We start from the raw sequence: 17206 nt of genomic DNA, 5'->3' as shown, positions 1-17206 counted from the left end.
CAATCGAGGCCCGCTTTGGCGGGCCTCTTTGTCCCCCCGTCAAAGTGTGGTGATCTGCCCGTTGCGGTCCAGCTCATACACCTTGTTGCCCTGCAATTTCTCCTTCAGCCACCGCTCGGCCTTGCCCAGCGGTCGCTGCCGCGCCCACAACAAATCCACACCGATCTGCCAGTCCGTATGCGGATACGCCGAGAGCTGCAGTTCCACCAGCTCACCATTGGCCAGTTCGCGCTGAACAAGCTGACGGGGCAGGGTGGCCCAGCCGAGCCCGGCGCGGACCATTTCCAATAACGCCAGATAGCTTTCCGCTTGCCACAACTGGGTCGAGCGCAGGTATTCGCTGCTCGGCAGTTTGCTTGCGTGGGCGCTGAAGGCCAGGCGGCGATGGACGTGCAGGTCGTCGAAGGTGACGTCATCGAGTTGCGCCAATGGATGCTCGGGATGGCAGACGTGCAGCATGATCAGTTTGCCCAGTTGCTGGAACGCCAGTTCCTTGGGGTAGCCGGGCTGCGAAAACGCCACACCGAGTACCGCTTCGCCGCTGCTGACCAATTCGCTGACGTCGCCATACACCGGATGGCGGATGATCAGGTCGACAAAGGGGAACGCGGCTTCGAAGGCCTTGAGCACCGGCATGATCGGGCCGTACGGCGTTTCAATCGCCAGTGTCAGGCTGGTTTCGACATTGTCCGAAAGGCAATCGGCGTGGGCTTCGAAGGTCATGCAGCGTTCGAGCACGGCTTCGGCCTGCACCAGCAATTTGTGGCCGCTGGCGGTGAGGGCAGGGCTGCGGTTGCTGCGATCGAACAGGTCGACGCCAAGGTCGGTTTCGAGGTTGGCAATCGCCGCGCTGATGGTCGATTGGGTCTTGCCCAGTTGGCGCCCGGCTGCGGAGAACGATCCGCTTTTGACCACTTGGACGAACATCAACAGTTGATCGAGTGAGAAGCGCAAGCGGTGAACTCCCGGGTCGAAAATAAAGGTTTGGAGCGGCTAACGAATGCGTGATTGTGCCATCGAAAAAAACGATGGTTGCTAATTTGTTTCATCGTAATAAACGTTCAACTATGGCCCCGCGTCAAACGATCTCCGGGGCGGATCTGACTTTCAAGCGCCCCTGAGCATGCCCGCGATCTCAACAGATGCCGCACCTTCAGGAGCGTGTGAAATGACTACACAACGCATTCATCCGGTGGACGAGGTTTTGCCACTGCGACAGTTGTTCACGTTTGGCTTGCAGCATGTGCTGGTGATGTACGCGGGAGCGGTGGCAGTGCCGCTGATTCTCGGCAGTGCGATGGGGCTGACCTCGGCGCAGATCGTTTTACTGATTAACGCCAACCTGTTGACCTCGGGGGTGGCGACGTTGATTCAAACCCTTGGCTTCTGGAAGTTCGGCGCGCGGCTGCCGCTGATTCAGGGCTGCTCGTTCATAGCCCTGGCGCCGATGATCATGATCGGCAAGGAATTCGGCCTCAGTCAGATTTTCGGTGCGGTGATCGCGGCGGGCTTTATCACCATTGCGTTGGCACCGGTGTTCAGCCGCTTGCTGCGGTTTTTTCCGCCGGTAGTGATTGGCAGTCTGATCACCATCATCGGCATCTCGCTGATGCCGGCGGCGGCGATCTGGCTGGGCGGCGGCAATCCCGACTCGGCGGATTTTGGTAATTCCGCGAACTTGTTGCTGGGCCTGGTCACAGTCAGCGTGACACTGGTGATCTATGCCAAATGCAAGGGCTTCCTCGGCAACCTCAGCGTGCTCATCGGCCTGTTTGTCGGCAGCCTGATCGCAGCGGCTTGCGGCATGACTCACTTTAATCGGGTCAGTGAAGCCGCATGGTTCGAGCTGAGTGCGCCGATGGCCTTCGGCGCGCCGGAATTTGCGCCGGTGCCGATTCTGATCATGACCCTGGCGATGCTGGTGATCATGGCCGAGACCACCGGCAACTGCCTGGCGATCGGCAAACTGACCGGCAAAGCCACCACGCAACAGACCCTCGGCAACGCATTCCGCGCCGATGGCCTATCGACCATGCTTGGTGGCTTGTTCAACAGTTTTCCCTACAACGCTTTCACTCAAAACACCGGTTTGATCGCGCTTTCGAACGTGAAAAGCCGCTTCGTCGTGGCCGCGGCCGGGGCAATCATGGTGCTGATGGGGCTGTTCCCGAAACTCGGCGCGTTGATCGCCGCAGTGCCGACGCCAGTGCTCGGTGGCTGCGCGATCGTGATGTTCGGCATGACCACGGTGGCGGGCATTCAAGAACTGTCGCGGGTGCAATTCGAGGGGACGCGCAACGGCATTATCGTCGCCGTCTCGGTGAGCGTCGGCGTGCTGCCGATGTCCTTTCCGGCGCTGTTCGAACACGTCGGCCCGACCCTGAAACTGGTGCTCGACAGCGGGATTTTCCTCGGTGCGATCACCGCCATCGTCCTCAACGTGTTGCTCAACAACGATAAAAAATCGACCGAAACCATCGGCGCTGAACTGGCCGACTGACTGTTTGTTTTCCACTGCCCAGGAGTTACTCATGAATCAATTCACTCAGCTCATTCCGGCCGGCGTCAGCGAGCTTGATCTGACCTTGCTGCGCCAGACCATCGCCTTGTCCGAGGCATCGAAGCAACGCGGTCGCCATCCGTTCGCGGCATTGGTGGCCGACCGCAACGGCAAGGTGATTGTCGAAGCGGGGAACAACTCGATGCCGCCGGAAGGCGATCCGACTCAGCATGCGGAGTTGGTGGCAGCAGCGGCAGCGGCAAAACTGCTGTCGCCGCAAGAGCTGGAACTGTGCACGCTGTACACCAGCGCCGAACCTTGCTGTATGTGCGCCGGCGCGGTGTATTGGACGGGTATCGGACGGGTGGTTTATGCCTTGTCGGAGCATGCTTTACTGGGATTGACCGGTGACCATCCGGAGAACCCGACGTTCTCGCTGCCATGCCGCGAGGTATTCGCCAAGGGGCAGCGCAAGGTCAGTGTGTTGGGGCCGATGCTAGAGGGCGAGGCGGCTGAGCCGCACAAGGGTTTTTGGTCGTAACCAGCTTTGCAACGAAGCTCGAATGGGGTGAGGTTGCGCTATCCAGAGACTTGAGAGCACTTGCTCGCCGAGAGGGAGAAGGTGCGAAGTTTTGGAACTGCCAGCCCTCGGCCGATGCCGAATGAGTAACCAGAACGAGGGCAAAGCAATGACTGAAGAAACAGCACAATTTCCAGAGGAAGAAGTACCGGATCAATCGACGCCGGCGCATTCCACAGAGGAAGAGCAAAAGCGCCTTAAAGATTTTAACAAGGAAGGCATCCCGCCCGGCAGCTGCTGATCGGTAGGCACTGGCTCGGGCCACGTACCTTCGGCGCGTCGCTTTGCGACGCGCCATGAGGCGTTGGCCCGTGCCTGTGCGGCCATCGGCGGGGATTTCAAGCGTGTGTGTCAACGCTGAGTGTCATTTGGATCAATGTTGCCTGCAGCGCGTGGAGGTTGCCAGCGCATACAGAAATCTGATTTTGAATCTCGATTGTTCTTTGAGCCTTCTCTTCTTCTGGCATATTCATTCTTTCGGTTTTAGCCAGCTCTGCTTTGCGAGTTGCAAGTTGTTGCTGTATCTCGGCAATTTGTTTTTTTATGAGCTCGACTGCACTAATAGGCTGTTTGACCGTATTAACTCCTTTTTCGCTGGAATCAGTCCTAATCTTGTCGTCGCTTGTGGTTTTCTTCGTAAGCGATAGATGGTTTTGCGAATCTGATTTTATGTGTTGGTTGTTCTCTGGTTTTTTCTTATAGGTGGTTGCTCTAATGGCGCTGATTTTTGGCATGGCTAATTCTCTTGGCTTTCTCGCCTAAAGGGCGTTGGGGCTATTGATCTCACACGGTTGCGCGTGAGTGCTCACTACGCCTTTTATGGTAATGAGCCTTCTGCGTGTGGATATAGGAATTGTCTTGTTTTTATGTGCCATGGCTAGACGCGCAGAAACGACAAGGCTCTGAATAAATCAGAGCCTTGATGTTGAAGATTGAAGAATTGAACGTGTTATTTCGATGTGTCTACGCTGGTTGAGCAAGAAAGCCTGTAATGCTCATAGTTCAAATCCTTCAGTCGTTCTGGCAGCTTGTAAGGGGCAGGGCAACTTTTACCCTGCCACTTGATTGTGATGATGCCTTGATCTTTGGTAACAAGCGCTAACGCCTTGCCGGTGGGGTCGGAAAGCGCCAGTTGTTTACCGTCGGCGTCCATCAATACCGCTCCGAATGGGAGGGGATTGCCCTGGGCATCGTAGAGTTCGAACTGGATCCGTCGACCTTTGCTGCCTTCGAAGCGCGCGAGCACGACTGAACCTCGTCTCGGTACGAGTTGTTGAGTGGCGTTGTCCAGCTCTATGTCACCGCCGAGATTTCGTGTGTCCAGCGTCACCCAATTCACGCGATAGGGCTGTGCGTTTGGAAGGACGGCATAGCCGTTGAGGCCGGTTTTCACGCCGGAGTAGCTGCTGACTTCTACCCCTGACATGCCAGGCACTTCCACCATTGCGAATGTTTCGCCGACGGTCTGGCCCATGTTGATTCCCCCCGCGTGGGCCACGATCGATCCGGCCGCGCTCAGGTTCTGTGATTCATAACCGCTGCCTCGGCTGTAGCCCAATCCCAGATCACCCATCGCTGTACGGGTACTCAGGCTAAGCGAGCCGGAGCGATCACCTTGCACACTGCGGCCGGTCTGTACGGAATAGTAGGTGTCACTGTCTTCAGTCAGATAACCATTGATCCCGGCTTGTGTACTGGTGCCGGTATTCTGATGATTGCTGGAAATATAGGCGCGAGGCGCGCGAGGTGTCGATCCGAGCGGGAATGAGATCGAAACGCTCAGTTGGGTGTCGTGAGTGGTGTCACCGCGTGCGCCGAATTCCTCGGTTTTACTCAAGCTGATGTTGTAGTTCAGGTCGCGCCAATTATTGTTGTAACCGGCAGAAAAGCTGCGCGAGCCACCGCGATCCCAATAGCGCTGATCACTGGCATTCAAGTACAGCGAGCCGTACTGGCGCGCTTCGCCCAGGGTCTGGTTGACCGTGAGGTCGGTACGGGTTTTGGCGTTACCTGCGCGCCGCGTAGCGCCGGTGCTGGTGTCCTGAACGTGGTCGGTCAGCGTGCGGTAACCCTCGGTCGAATAACGATAGGCGGCGAGGGTGAAGCTGGTATCGGTGCCGGTGAAGGTTTTTGCATAGAGCGCGCGTACGCTGCTGCCCTGGGTCGTTTTGCCAAATGCCTTGCTGGACGATTGCGTGAGGTCCAGCGACATCGCGCCAATCGAAGTGTTCTTCGCCGCACCGACGGAAAGCGCCTTGAAACCGTTGCTGGCCTGAATGCCGGCAATGCCTGTCAGGTTGCTGGTCAAGCCGTAGGCGAAAGTGCCGCCCAGGAAGGCCGGTTTGTCGTAGCCCTCGCTGTTGTTGTTGAATTTGCCGCTCGACAGGCTGTACTTCAATTGACCCTCACGCACCATCGTCGGCAAGGCGGAGAACGCCTGCCGGGTTACCTTGCGCCGACCATCCGCCTCGACAATGGTGATCTCCAGATCGCCATTGGAACCCGATGGATAGATATCACTGATCTCGAACGGACCCGGCGGCACGTTGGTGGTGTAGAGAATGTAGTTATCCTGGCGGACTTCAATTTTTGCATTGGTTTCAGCCACGCCACGAATGATCGGCGCATAGCCGCGCTCGCTGTCTGCACGCATGCCCTCATCAGAGGCCACCTTGACGCCTTGATAGCGCACGCTGTCGAACAGGTCTGAGTCGGAAAAGATTTCACCCGCACTCAGTTGCCCCTTGATCGCCGTGAGGTCGCGCTGGATGAACGTGCGGTTGCTGACAAACCGATTGGGCCGGCCGGTGGCACTGCTGAGGTTGGACTCGTTGCGCAAACGCCAGGCACCGAAGTTGATGCCGTTGCGCAGCCCCAGATTATTGGAGATTTGCGTCGAGTAATCGGTTTTGCTGCGGGTGCTGCTCAACTGATAGTTGATGAACCCGGCGGCCACGCCATCGTCCCAAAGTTCTGGGTCAACATAGCCGCGCATGCCACGTGCCATAGCAACCTGCGGCACGCTGATATTGAGGCGTAGGCGGTTGGCGTCAAAACTGATACTGGCTTGCTCGATCATCGACGCAAGATCGTAGTGATCGGCAGGCCGTTGCTCATCAACCAGACCTTGCTCACGCAGTTTGCGCATGTCCACACCCAGCTGCTGTAACAATTCCAGGGTGATACGTGGCTCGACTTTGCCGTTGAGTGGGTTGGCCGCGAAATCAACGTCGCGACGACCGACCAGCATGCCGTTGCTGAACACGTCAACGCGATATCGGCCTGGTAGAACGCTGTTGGCATTCAACAAGGGTTGCAGATCGACCGCCGATGAACCTTCCAGAAACAAGGTATTGAACGCTTCACCCGCTACCGCGGCGGGGGCTTCGGCACCCATGGCGAATCCACAAATGGCCATATTGATGGCAAAGCACAATGGATGCAGGCAGCCCAACGCCGTTTTGTTTTTATGGCGCGCAACGTGATGCTTTACACAACTTGCAGATGTGTGGTGTTGGGAGGAAAACATGCAATTTGCCTTATCAGTCCGTGTTGCTTCAACCGGAGTCCGGAACTCGTAAATAGCTTGTGAATTGGCGGGGTGGGGCGGGGAAGTTACTGGGCGGATGCATCTTTCACGCGCTCGGCATGACTTTCGGTAGCGCTGAGTGGTGCATCGAATCGTTGTTGTGCGCCGTAATCGTTAATGGCTGAAAACGTCAGGCGCGGAGATCCAGGTGGCAACTCTTTCAAGTTGAATGAACGAACTTCGCCCGGAACGATCATTGTCGAATCAATCACCAACTCTGCTTTTTTTCCTGCAGCGACTTTCAGGTCGGCCAGCGACACATGGTAATTACTCTGGTTTTTTACTTTCAGTACCGACTTGCCAGCTTGCGTGACCAATTGCCATACAAGTTGCACCGGCGCTTGCGCGGCGTCACCGGTCAGTCCGTTCGGGCGAAAAAAAACCTTGATGCGCTGACGCACCGCCAGTTGCAGGGTGTTGACATCGGCAGCACTGGCCTGAGGGATTTCCTGCACGTTCAGCCACACCACCGACTCTTTGTCTGCAGGCATGCCCCGGCCCTCATAGAGAATCCTCAACAGTTGCTGTTGATTGGGTTCGAGTCGGGCCAGCGGTGGAGTCACCGCAAATGGCGGCGCGCTGCCAGCGGTGTCGCCGGCATCCAGCCACGATTGCGCCAGGATGGTTTGCCCGCCGTTGCGCACGGTGACGTTTGCCTCTTTGTGCGCGCCATCGAAGATGACCCGGGTGGAACTCAAGGAGATGCTGGCGAATGCCGAGTGCGTCATCAACACCCCGGCAAGCCCCAGACACAGCGGAAAATAGCGACTTAACATAGTTTTCACCGATTGATCTGGTCGGGAAGGACGAGGCACAGCGGCCCCGTCCAGGTATTGCGCGCTGCTTATTCGTATTCGAGAACGAACGGCAGAGTGGCGTTACCGGTACCTGCAGTAGCGGTGGCCTTGTCGCCGGTGGTGACGTAAGCGGCTGCGAACGACAGGGTGCCGTCGCCGCCAGTGGTGCCGTCGCCAGTCAGGCTGGTCTGTACTTTGGCTGTGGCTTCGGAGCTCAGGTCGATCAACTGGCCGTTGCTGTCCAGCAGCGCGATACCTACGCCTTTGGCCGCATCAGTACCTTGCAGCTTGAGAACTTTCTTGCCATCAACCAGGCCCGAACCGCCGTTGACGGTTGGTTTGAACAGCATCGACACCTTGGTGCCGGCGTTGCAGTTCACTTTCAGGTTGAAATCGTTGGCAGCCACGCGACCAGCACCCGGGGCAGAATCGGTGCCCATGTCTTTGATCGATACGCTGCCCATGTCCACGGCAATCATCTTGTCGTTACCCGAAGCGCCATCTACCGAGCACGCATCGTTGTTGATGACGCCGGTGAAGCTGATTTGACCGCTGCCGCCCTTGACGGCTTTAGCGGCTTCTTCTTCAGCCAGTGCACCAGTGGAGGCAGCCAGTACGGAAAGAGTGAGTACTGCGAAAGCGAACTTTTTCATGTTTATATCCGAAGTTATTGTGAAGTGCTGCATTGAAATGCCAGGCCATGTTAGGTCGGTGATAGCGATGGGTCTTTGAGATTTGTCTTAAAGCGTGACAAGTGCGAACAAGGCGGCAATATCGGAAGTGAGTATTTATATCTTCAGTCAATTTTACGGCAGGCTAAATGAGACAATTCTCAAAGTCGCACGGGTTCTGTTCGGTTACTGTTTGCGGATGCAGAAATTCTTAGTCAGTGCAAAGTTTGTGAGCGGTCTTTCTGCTTGAAAGATAATTCAGATGTTTTGCTATTAATGGCTGATAGAAAGAGGTTCCCGGTTTGTGAGCACGCTTCGAATATTGGTATTGGAAGATCACGCCTTCCAGCGCACGGCTGCGGTCAGCGCGCTTAATAGTCTGGGTTACAAAAATATCTTTCAGGCGGCTGATGGCAAAGATGCGCTGGCTGTGATCTCCCAGGCAGGGGGTGTGGACGTTGCGTTGTGTGACCTGAGCATGGCCGGGATGGATGGTTTGACCTTTTTGCGCCTGGCGAGAGAGGCCGGATTGATTCGCGCAGTGATCATCTGCAGTTCGTTGCCTGAAGACTTGTTGCGCACGGTTGATCGAATTGTCACGTTGCAGGGCCTGGAATTGCTCGGCAGTGTTGCAAAGCCGTTGATGGTCGATGTGCTGGCGCCATTGCTGGCGCGCTATCGGCCGCACAGCCAGGTCGATGTCAAAGTGGCGGAAAGTCATCTCGATCAGCCTTCGGAGAACGAAGTGCTTGAAGCGATACGTCGGCAGGAATTTCGCGCGTACTTCCAGCCCAAGTTTCATCTGCGCAGTGGTGAAGTGGATGGCGCCGAGGTGCTGGTGCGCTGGCAAAGCCCCAGTCGCGGGTTACTTTCACCGGGCATGTTCTTGCCCACGATCGAGCGTTGCGGGCTGCTTGACGAAATGTTTTTCAGCCTGCTCACGCAAGGATTGAGTCTGCAGCGTTTCGTGCAGTCCCACGGCAAACCGTTCAAGCTCGCGTTCAATCTCGACGTGACGCAGATGGCCAACCCGAATCTTGTCGATCGGATCAAGGCGCTGTTGCGCATTCACGGTGCCTCGCCAGCCGGGCTGATATTCGAGCTGACGGAAACCGGTCTGCTGCAGATGCCCGAGATCAGCATGGAAAACATGGTGCGTCTGCGCATGCTCGGCTTCAGCCTGGCAATCGATGATTTCGGTGTCGGCTATTCTTCGCTGGAGCGACTGTGTCAGATGCCGTTCAACGAAATCAAACTCGACGCCGGCTTCGTGCAGAATTTCCAGCAGGCTCGCTACAGTGCGGTCATCCACGGTGCCTTGGCCTTGGCGCGCGAGCTGGACATGCGTGTGGTGGCAGAGGGTATTGAAACCGCAGACCAGGTTCATCACCTGGCTCGACTCGGTTGCCAGTGGGGGCAGGGCTTCTTCTACGCTCGCCCCATGAATTGGGCGCATCTGGTCGATTGGCGCTTCGAGGGTCAAAAGTCGTCCTGGCGCCGCGCAATAGGTACGTCCGACCTTTGATGCGCGCTCGCGGTCTGACTTTTGGGACAAAGCCCTATTTCGTCGTGTCTTCAAAACAATCATCATGTGCCGAGAAATCAATCAGATGCACCTGAAAGCTTCGGTGATGCCCGGGATCTGCTGCGGTTGCCAAGTGCTGATGATCCTTCAACCCTCCTCATCATGGAGTTGCTCATGCATTGGTCAGTCGTGAATCCGTTACGCGTTGCCATCCTTGATGATCACTCGCTCATACGTCTGGCGATGAAATCGCGGCTGACGCGCGAAGCCGAGTTCAGTGTCGTGGGCGTGTACGGGAGCAGCGCGCAGTTGCTCGCTGGATTGCGCGAGGTCGAAATCGACCTGCTGATACTCGACTACAAGCTGCACGATGGTGAGCTGGACGGGCTCAATCTGATTCGCCTGCTGCGCAAGCAATATCCAGACATGCGCATCCTCGTCTCATCCTCTGAAGAGCGCCCGGCGGTGGTGAACATGGCGATCGGAGCGGGCGTCAGCGGATTCTTCGGCAAGTCCCAGCCAGTCGATGACCTGATCACGGGCATCCGTTGCGCAGCGTCCGGCCAGTTGTACCTGTCGCCGGCAATGGCCTTCGAGCTTGATGTGCTGCCTGCGTCGGTCGATGAACCTGCTGGTGCCAATGATGACGGCGCGGCGCACAGCGACGATTTCCTGAGCAATCCTTTGCTGTCGCCGAAAGAGAAAGAAGTCTTGCGTTGCTGCCTCGAGGGTATGGGGGTGACGCAGATTGCTTTGAAGTTCTCGCGCAGTCGCAAAACCATCAGTGGGCAAAAACAGGCCGCTTTCAAAAAGCTTGGCATTCGTGGTGATGCAGAGCTGTTCAAGTTGCAGCACAGCCTGACAGCCGACAACCAGGGATAACACGCTTATGTTTCAACTGTTGCGCGGTGTTTTGCTCGTCAGTGTGCTTTTCGTATTCGGTAGCGGGTCGTTGTGGGCAGCAGAGCCGCGCACTCTGCAGGTGTTCGGTCGATCAGACTGCAAGACGCTGCAGGTCGATCTGGGCAATGAAGACTGGAGTTGGCTGCGGCAGAAACGCAGCCTCGTATTGGGATCGGCACTTCCGGATTTCCCGCCTTATGTCATGACCGCCAGCGGTACGCGTTATGAGGGCATTGCCGCCGACATCGCCTGCATTATCGGCCAGGCCTTGCATGTCGAAGTTACCGTCAAGGCATATCCCGACCGTCGCGATGCCATGGCGGCGCTTGAACGCGGCGACATCGACATGTTGGGCAGCTCCAACAGTTTCGAGTTGATCGACGGCCTCGTCGCGCTCAGCAAGCCTTATGTCGAAGACGTGCCGGCAATGTTCATGCGCGGCGATGATCGGCGACCGATGCCGGCCAATCTGGCCGGTTTGCGTATTGCGGTTGCCGACGATTACCTGCCATCCAGTCAGCTCCATGGTTTGTATCCCAATGCCGAGTTCGTACTTTTTCCATCGAACGAGTTGGCACTGGCCGCGCTGGCGTTTGGCAAAGTCGATCTGTTTCTGGGCGATACGGTGTCCAGCAACTATCTGATCAACCTCAACTACTTCAACTATGTGCGCCTGCACTCGTTCGTCAAAACGCAAACCAACGGTTTCAGCTTTGCCCTGCGCCGAGGTAATGATCAACTGCTGCGTCTGATCGACTCGGTCATCGAGTCGATGGGTGACGGCAAGATAGCCGAAATCACCAAGCGCTGGTCCGGTGGCGGCGGGGCACTGACACCCAAACGTATTGACCTGACACCCGGCGAAGCACGCTGGCTTGAGCTGCACCCGGTCGCGCGGTTCGTGATCAATGACGATCAGGCGCCATTTGCGTTCTTTGATGGCGATGGCAACTTTGGCGGAATCGGCGCCGATCTGCTGGAACTGATTCAGCGGCGCACCGGTTTGCAGATCGATGTGGAGCGTACTGACAGTTTTTCCAGCTTGAGCACACGCCTGCTGGATGGCAGCGCCGATATCTCATTGCTGACGCCAACGGTCTCCCGTGAAGTCGGTATGCGTTTCACTCACCCATTCCTCGCCAGTCCCTTTGTGATCGTCACCGCCAAGGATGCAGGCGCGCCTTCAAGCCTGCAGGAGCTACGCGGCAAGCGCGTCGCCGTCCCCGAAAGCTCCGCGGAGCGTGAGTTGCTCAAGGATTATCCCGACATTGAAATTGTCGACAGCGAGACAGTGCTGGGTGCGCTGGCTGACGTGAAGGATGGGCGAGCGGATGCGATGATTACCACGTTGCACGGTGCGCGCTACTACATCGCTCACATCTACAGTGACAGTTTGCGCATCTCCAACATCGTCGGCATGAACAAGGGTTTCCTCGCCTTCGCCGCCCGGCGCGCCGATACCGAACTGGTCAGCATTCTGAACAAGGCTCTGCTGAGCATTCCACCCGATGAGCTGGACGTGATTCTCAACCGTTGGCGTCCCATTGCCGCGTTCTCGGGACTGTCGTGGCGCGATTACAAGGTGTTGATCTATCAAATCAGCGCTGGTGCCTTCTTGATTATCCTCGGATCGCTGGCGTGGAATTTCTATATTCGCCGGCAGATCCGCGAGCGCAGTAGGGCAGAGCGCTTGCTCGGCGATCAGCTGAAGTTCATGGGGGCGCTGATCAACGGCACGCCGCATCCCATTTACGTACGCGATCGGGAAGGTCGGCTTGTCACCTGCAATAACAATTATCTGCAGACGTTTGGCCTGTTGGAAAAAGACGTGATCGGCAAGACCGTGCTCGAAAGCGGCAAGCGCAATCGCCAGGAAGCGTTGCAATTTCACGATGACTATCTGCGCGTCATCGAGCGGGACGAACCTTACGAGGTGGATCGCACGCTGCATGTTGGTGAAACGCGGCTGATCATTTATCACTGGATCCAGCCTTATCACGACACGACGGGGGAAGTCAGAGGCGTGATCTGCGGCTGGATCGACATCAGCGAACGCCGCGAACTGATCGAGGAGTTGCGTTCGGCGAAAGAGCTGGCCGATGAGTCAAGCCGCGCCAAAACCACGTTCCTCGCGACCATGAGCCACGAGATCCGTACGCCGATGAGTGCCGTGATCGGCATGCTCGAACTCACCCTCAAGCGCGCCGAGCAGGGCCACTTCGATCGACCGGCGATTGAAGTCGCCTACGACTCGGCGAAAGGCCTGCTGGAGCTGATCGGCGATATCCTCGATGTGGTTCGCATCGAGTCTGGGCATGTCAGTCTTTCGCCCAAACGTGCCAACCTGCGCGAACTTGTGGAGTCCGTGGCGCGGGTGTTCGACGGCTTGGCCAGGCAGAAGAGTCTGGTATTGAAGCTCGATATCGACGCCACAGTCGGCTGTGACGTACTGGTTGATCCGATGCGCTTCCAGCAGGTGCTCTCGAATCTGGTCGGCAATGCCATCAAGTTTACCGATACCGGGCATGTCAGCGTCTCGATTCGCGGCCAACGCCTTGCTGACGAACGTTTGCAGGTCGACCTCAAAGTCGAGGATACCGGCATCGGCATTTCCAGCGCTGATCTGCAGAACCTGTTCCAGCCGTTTTCGCAAGCCAATCACGGCCCCTCGAACCGGGGCGGCACCGGTCTGGGATTGGCGATTTCACGTTCGTTGTGCGAGTTGATGGGCGGGCGACTGAACATCACCAGTACGCTGGGCAAAGGCACCTGCCTGGAAGTGTCGCTGTTCTTCAATATCCTCAGTCCGCTCGGCGGCAAGGTGCTGCCTGTTTCGGTTGTCCAGGACAAGCCAGTGCCGACGCTGCGGATTCTGGTAGTGGATGACCAGAGCGCCAACCGTCTGCTGCTGACGCAGCAGCTCAGCTTTCTTGGCCAGGCGGTGCGTGATGCTGCCGATGGTGCCCAGGCATTGGCGTTGTGGCGCTCGGAGCCGTTCGACATTGTGATCACGGATTGCAACATGCCGGTCATGAACGGCTATGAACTGGCCCGCACCATTCGCCAGGACGAACGCGGCAGTGGTGAAGCGCCGTGTATCGTGCTGGGCTTCACAGCCAACGCGCAGCCGGAAGAAAAAGTGAAATGCCGAGAGGCGGGGATGGACGACTGTCTGTTCAAACCGATCAGCCTCAGCACCTTGTCGACCCTGCTTGCCGGCTGGGAAAAGGACGTCGAAACCGAGCCAGTTGAAAGCCCGCCTGCGGCGGGTATCAAGGAGCCGGGGTCGATTCGCGAGCGTCTGACCGAGCTCACCGGAGGCGATCTCGACATGATGAAAGAACTGCTGCGCGAGGCGCTGTCGAGTTGTGAGAAGGATCTGGAGGAGCTGCATTCGCTGATACCCGAAAGCGATCCCGGGTTGTTGGCTGACCTGGCACATCGGATCAAGGGCGCGGCGCGCATTGTCGCCGAGCATCAGGTCATCGAGGCGTGTAACGACCTTGAGGCCGAGTGCGAAGCGCCGGTCATCGATCCACTGGATATCAATCGCAGCGCGTTGAAGCTGGAGCATGCACAGGCTGATCTGATCAAGAAAATCAAACGGGTCGAGCTGTAACCGTATTGGCGCAGGGCTCTGCTGACTGGCCTTGCATTGAAGGGGGACGTTAAAGATCATTTTGCAACGGGCGATACCTTGGTTAATAACCATGGAGTTTCGCGATGATCATTCGACGTCCTTTATTGATTGCCTGTCTCTGCCTGCTGAGTTTTGACACCGTCAGCGCGGCCCAGTCTGCGCCTGTCAGCGGAGTGATTCGCTTCAGCGGACAGATCGTCGAGACAAGTTGCATGGCGAGTGGCGCCAGCCGTGCTTCTGCTTCTGTCGAGCTGCTTGATTGTCCGCAGGCGAGCACTGGTCAGATGTTCTCGGTGACCAACGTCAGTGCGGCAGGGCGGGGTGAGCCGCGCCAGCAAGTGTTCGTGAAGATGATTGCCGATACCCACGAGCAGGAAAAATATTACGACCAGCGTTTGCTGCTCACGGACAACAAGGGCCATCAGATAACGACTGGCAATTACGTCGTGACGCTGACGCTGCCTTGATGGACTGAGAAGAATGAGTTTGCGCCCCTTGTTTCAAGGTTACTGACAACAAGGGGCGTTAATAATGAGAATTGTCTGGTTCGTATACGACCGTCCCGCGCTTCTGGCATTGCGCCGCTCGCCACCGTTGCAAAATCCCTCCTTCCAATAACCTTGAACCAAGCCACGCCGCGCTAGCGCAGGCTTGTCGTCAAGGTGTGGTTTTCGCTCAGCGATCCCTGTGGTCATTTTGAGACAAGTCTCATATCGGCCAGGTTGGCCCCTTGGTTATTTTCTTGAAAGGAAGAATGGAGCTGCCAAAGGTGTCCGATGTTTCTTGAAAATAACCGAAGTCGATCCTTGCGGATCCTGATCGCCGATAACGACGTGCGTAGAGGTCTGTCGATTGAACAACAGTTCAACAAGCTGGGCTGTCTCAGCGTAGTGAACGTCTGTACTTATCGTGACCTGAGAGTACTGACGTATTACTGCCCCCAACGGCTCAGCCTGGTCGTCGTCAATGCTGAGTTGCTCAACGAGATGGCGATGGATCCGCTCGATTTTTTTGGGGAGAACCCGCTGATTCGTCACCTGCTGATTTTCAACCCCAGTGATGATCATCAGTGGTCGAAGACCGTCTTCAACCCGCATCCGCAACGCTGGATGCGTCTGGTCTCGAAAATCGATCTGCCGCGATTGGCGGATTTTCTGATGCTGGCCGACCCGACGCTCAAGGAGCTGGCGGAGCCGGCCTCATCCGACTCCACGCTTTCTTCGGGCGCAAACCGCTAGCTGTTGCGCCTTCGCGCGGTAATCCGCTTGTGCTTTGAGGTGCTATTGCTCAGCGCCTGCTTTGCTGCCCGCTCGTTTGCCCCATTGTCTTGAATACACTCTAAGGTAAGGCATCATGCTGCTTCGTAAACTCAATCTCGCGCCGCGTTCGGCGCTGTGTTTTGGCTTGTTCTGTCTCATGATTATCGCGATCGGATTGATCGCCTTGCAGCAAGTCGACTTGCTCAATAAGGCGGAGACCTATGTCGAGACGACCATCGTGCCGAGTATCAAGCTGCTCGGACAACTGGATCGTGAACTCATCGAAATCAAGGGCAATAACGCCCGCCTGCGCAACCCTATTGAAACCCCTGAGCGCAAGGCTCAGGCCCTGATGGACATTCAGCAATCGCGTCAGCTCATCAAAAATCATCAGCGCGCACTCATTGATCTGCTGGCAACTGACGCCGGACGTGAGGCCTTCGAGGCGTTCGCCAAAGCACAACAGGTCAATGATCAGGCGCAGGACCAATACCTTGAAACCGTGGCGAACGGGCAGCTTGAAGCGGCCATTGCGCTGTCAAAGAATCAGATGCGTGCCGCCTCGGACGGCGTGCAGGTCGCGCTCAAGAAGCTGATTGCTCTCAATGAGATCGAAGCTTATGAAGCGGGCAAGCAGGCCGACAATGTCTACGAACACACGCTGTGGATCGTCAGTGTGTTCATTATCATTGCCATCGGTGCTTCCTTGGCCCTGGCGGTGTTGTACACGCGCAGCCTGACGGTGCCGATTGCAGGCTCGCTGAGGGTGGCGGAATGCATCGCCGCCAACGATCTGAGCGAAACCATCGCGCTGGATGGCTCCGATGAGGCAGCGCAGATGCTGTCGTCGTTGGCCGCGATGCAAGCCAGTTTGCGTGATGCGCTGATCATGATCCGTGACTCGTCCACGCAGTTGGCCGAAACCTCGGAAGTCATGCACGGCGTCACCGAAGATATTTCGCGTATCACTCAACGTCAGAGTCATGAAATCGAAATGGCCGCCACCGCCGTGACGCAAATGAGTGCGGCGGTGGAGCAGGTCGCGGACAACGCCGCATCGACCTCGCAACTGACGTCGGAATCAAGCGCCGCAGCCATTGCCGGTAAAGCCCAGGTCAGCGAAACGGTCGCGGCAATCAATCTGATGGTTTCCAGCGTGCATGGCACCTCGGCAGAAGTGCAGGCGCTTTCTACGATGGCGAGCGATATCAGCAGCGTGCTGGACGTGATCCGAGAAGTCGCCGAACAAACCAATCTGCTCGCGTTGAACGCGGCCATCGAGGCGGCGCGGGCGGGGGAGGCGGGCCGCGGCTTTGCCGTGGTTGCAGATGAGGTGAGAGGGCTGGCGCAGCGTACGCAGAAATCGACCGAGGACATCGAGTCCATGGTCAGCTCCATTCAGTCGGGCACCAGCAGGGCGGTTTCTTCCATGAGTCACACCCGCTCTCAAGCTGAAAGAACACTCGAGATGGCCAATATCGCCGGCGAAGTGCTGACTGACATCACTGGGTCTCTGAATCTTATCAATGAACGAAACCTGCTGATGGCGACCGCTGCCGAAGAGCAGGCTCAGGTTGCGCGCGAAGTGGATCGCAGCCTGATCAGCATTCGCGACCTGTCTTGCGAAACTGCAGAAGGCTCGAAACAGACCGCCGTTGCGTCGGCGGAGCTTTCGCAATTAGCGGCATCGCTGAATAAGTTGACCAAGGAATTCAAGCTGTAAAGAGTGAGCAGGAAGCCCT

General features: G+C 57.0%; 14 protein-coding genes. 9 read left to right on the top strand and 5 right to left on the bottom strand.

Features of this window, described 5'->3' with window-relative positions; genetic code table 11:
* Window positions 1-39: 39 nt before the first annotated feature.
* Window positions 40-954 (bottom strand): LysR family transcriptional regulator, encoded by a 915-nt coding sequence (locus CKW26_RS13875; RefSeq protein ID WP_095048995.1) that lies wholly within the window; start codon window positions 952-954, stop codon window positions 40-42.
* Window positions 955-1168: 214 nt separating this feature from the next.
* Here CKW26_RS13875 and CKW26_RS13870 point away from each other — a divergent pair, with 214 nt between their 5' ends.
* From CKW26_RS13870 to CKW26_RS30260, 3 genes are all read left to right on the top strand, one after another.
* Window positions 1169-2500, top strand: coding sequence for a nucleobase:cation symporter-2 family protein (locus tag CKW26_RS13870; RefSeq protein WP_095048994.1), 1332 nt, complete (start codon window positions 1169-1171; stop codon window positions 2498-2500).
* A 31-nt stretch (window positions 2501-2531) separates the two neighbouring features.
* The gene (locus tag CKW26_RS13865; protein WP_008077533.1) at window positions 2532-3041 is read left to right on the top strand and encodes a nucleoside deaminase; all 510 of its coding nucleotides are present in this window, start codon (window positions 2532-2534) and stop codon (window positions 3039-3041) included.
* A gap of 148 nt (window positions 3042-3189) precedes the next feature.
* Window positions 3190-3321, top strand: a complete 132-nt coding sequence (locus CKW26_RS30260) for a hypothetical protein (protein ID WP_086936038.1) — start codon at window positions 3190-3192, stop codon at window positions 3319-3321.
* 97 nt (window positions 3322-3418) lie between these two features.
* On the opposite strand, the gene CKW26_RS13855 is transcribed toward CKW26_RS30260, so the two are convergent.
* The 4 genes from CKW26_RS13855 to CKW26_RS13840 form a co-directional block, all read right to left on the bottom strand.
* A complete protein-coding gene (locus tag CKW26_RS13855) occupies window positions 3419-3814 on the bottom strand; it encodes a hypothetical protein (protein ID WP_095048993.1) in 396 nt (131 codons plus the stop codon).
* Window positions 3815-4029: 215 nt separating this feature from the next.
* Window positions 4030-6498: a fimbria/pilus outer membrane usher protein gene (locus CKW26_RS13850; protein ID WP_371917965.1), complete on the bottom strand. Its 2469-nt coding sequence runs from the start codon at window positions 6496-6498 to the stop codon at window positions 4030-4032.
* 197 nt (window positions 6499-6695) lie between these two features.
* Window positions 6696-7445: a molecular chaperone gene (locus CKW26_RS13845; RefSeq protein WP_095048991.1), complete on the bottom strand. Its 750-nt coding sequence runs from the start codon at window positions 7443-7445 to the stop codon at window positions 6696-6698.
* 68 nt (window positions 7446-7513) lie between these two features.
* On the bottom strand, window positions 7514-8119 hold the full coding sequence (locus tag CKW26_RS13840) for a fimbrial protein (RefSeq protein WP_093431558.1): 606 nt from the start codon (window positions 8117-8119) through the stop codon (window positions 7514-7516).
* 322 nt (window positions 8120-8441) lie between these two features.
* Here CKW26_RS13840 and CKW26_RS13835 point away from each other — a divergent pair, with 322 nt between their 5' ends.
* The 6 genes from CKW26_RS13835 to CKW26_RS13810 all read left to right on the top strand — a co-directional run bounded on the left by CKW26_RS13835 (window position 8442) and on the right by CKW26_RS13810 (window position 17187).
* Window positions 8442-9662 carry an EAL domain-containing protein gene (locus CKW26_RS13835; RefSeq protein ID WP_095048990.1) on the top strand — a complete coding sequence of 407 codons (1221 nt, stop codon included), beginning with the start codon at window positions 8442-8444 and terminating at the stop codon, window positions 9660-9662.
* A 174-nt stretch (window positions 9663-9836) separates the two neighbouring features.
* Window positions 9837-10544 carry a response regulator transcription factor gene (locus tag CKW26_RS13830; protein WP_093431564.1) on the top strand — a complete coding sequence of 236 codons (708 nt, stop codon included), beginning with the start codon at window positions 9837-9839 and terminating at the stop codon, window positions 10542-10544.
* Between the two features lie 7 nt (window positions 10545-10551).
* Complete coding sequence (locus CKW26_RS13825; protein WP_095048989.1) at window positions 10552-14184, top strand: transporter substrate-binding domain-containing protein; 3633 nt, start codon at window positions 10552-10554, stop codon at window positions 14182-14184.
* Between the two features lie 104 nt (window positions 14185-14288).
* A complete protein-coding gene (locus CKW26_RS13820; protein ID WP_093431571.1) occupies window positions 14289-14672 on the top strand; it encodes a hypothetical protein in 384 nt (127 codons plus the stop codon).
* 309 nt (window positions 14673-14981) lie between these two features.
* Window positions 14982-15443: a hypothetical protein gene (locus CKW26_RS13815; RefSeq protein WP_093431574.1), complete on the top strand. Its 462-nt coding sequence runs from the start codon at window positions 14982-14984 to the stop codon at window positions 15441-15443.
* A gap of 115 nt (window positions 15444-15558) precedes the next feature.
* On the top strand, window positions 15559-17187 hold the full coding sequence (locus CKW26_RS13810) for a methyl-accepting chemotaxis protein (protein WP_095048988.1): 1629 nt from the start codon (window positions 15559-15561) through the stop codon (window positions 17185-17187).
* Window positions 17188-17206 lie beyond the last annotated feature (19 nt).

It is taken from the genome of Pseudomonas sp. Irchel s3h9 (assembly GCF_900187475.1).
GTDB lineage: Bacteria > Pseudomonadota > Gammaproteobacteria > Pseudomonadales > Pseudomonadaceae > Aquipseudomonas > Aquipseudomonas neuropathica.
The sequence above is the reverse complement of the archived record's forward strand: the minus strand, read 5'-3'. Positions and strand labels throughout refer to the sequence as shown.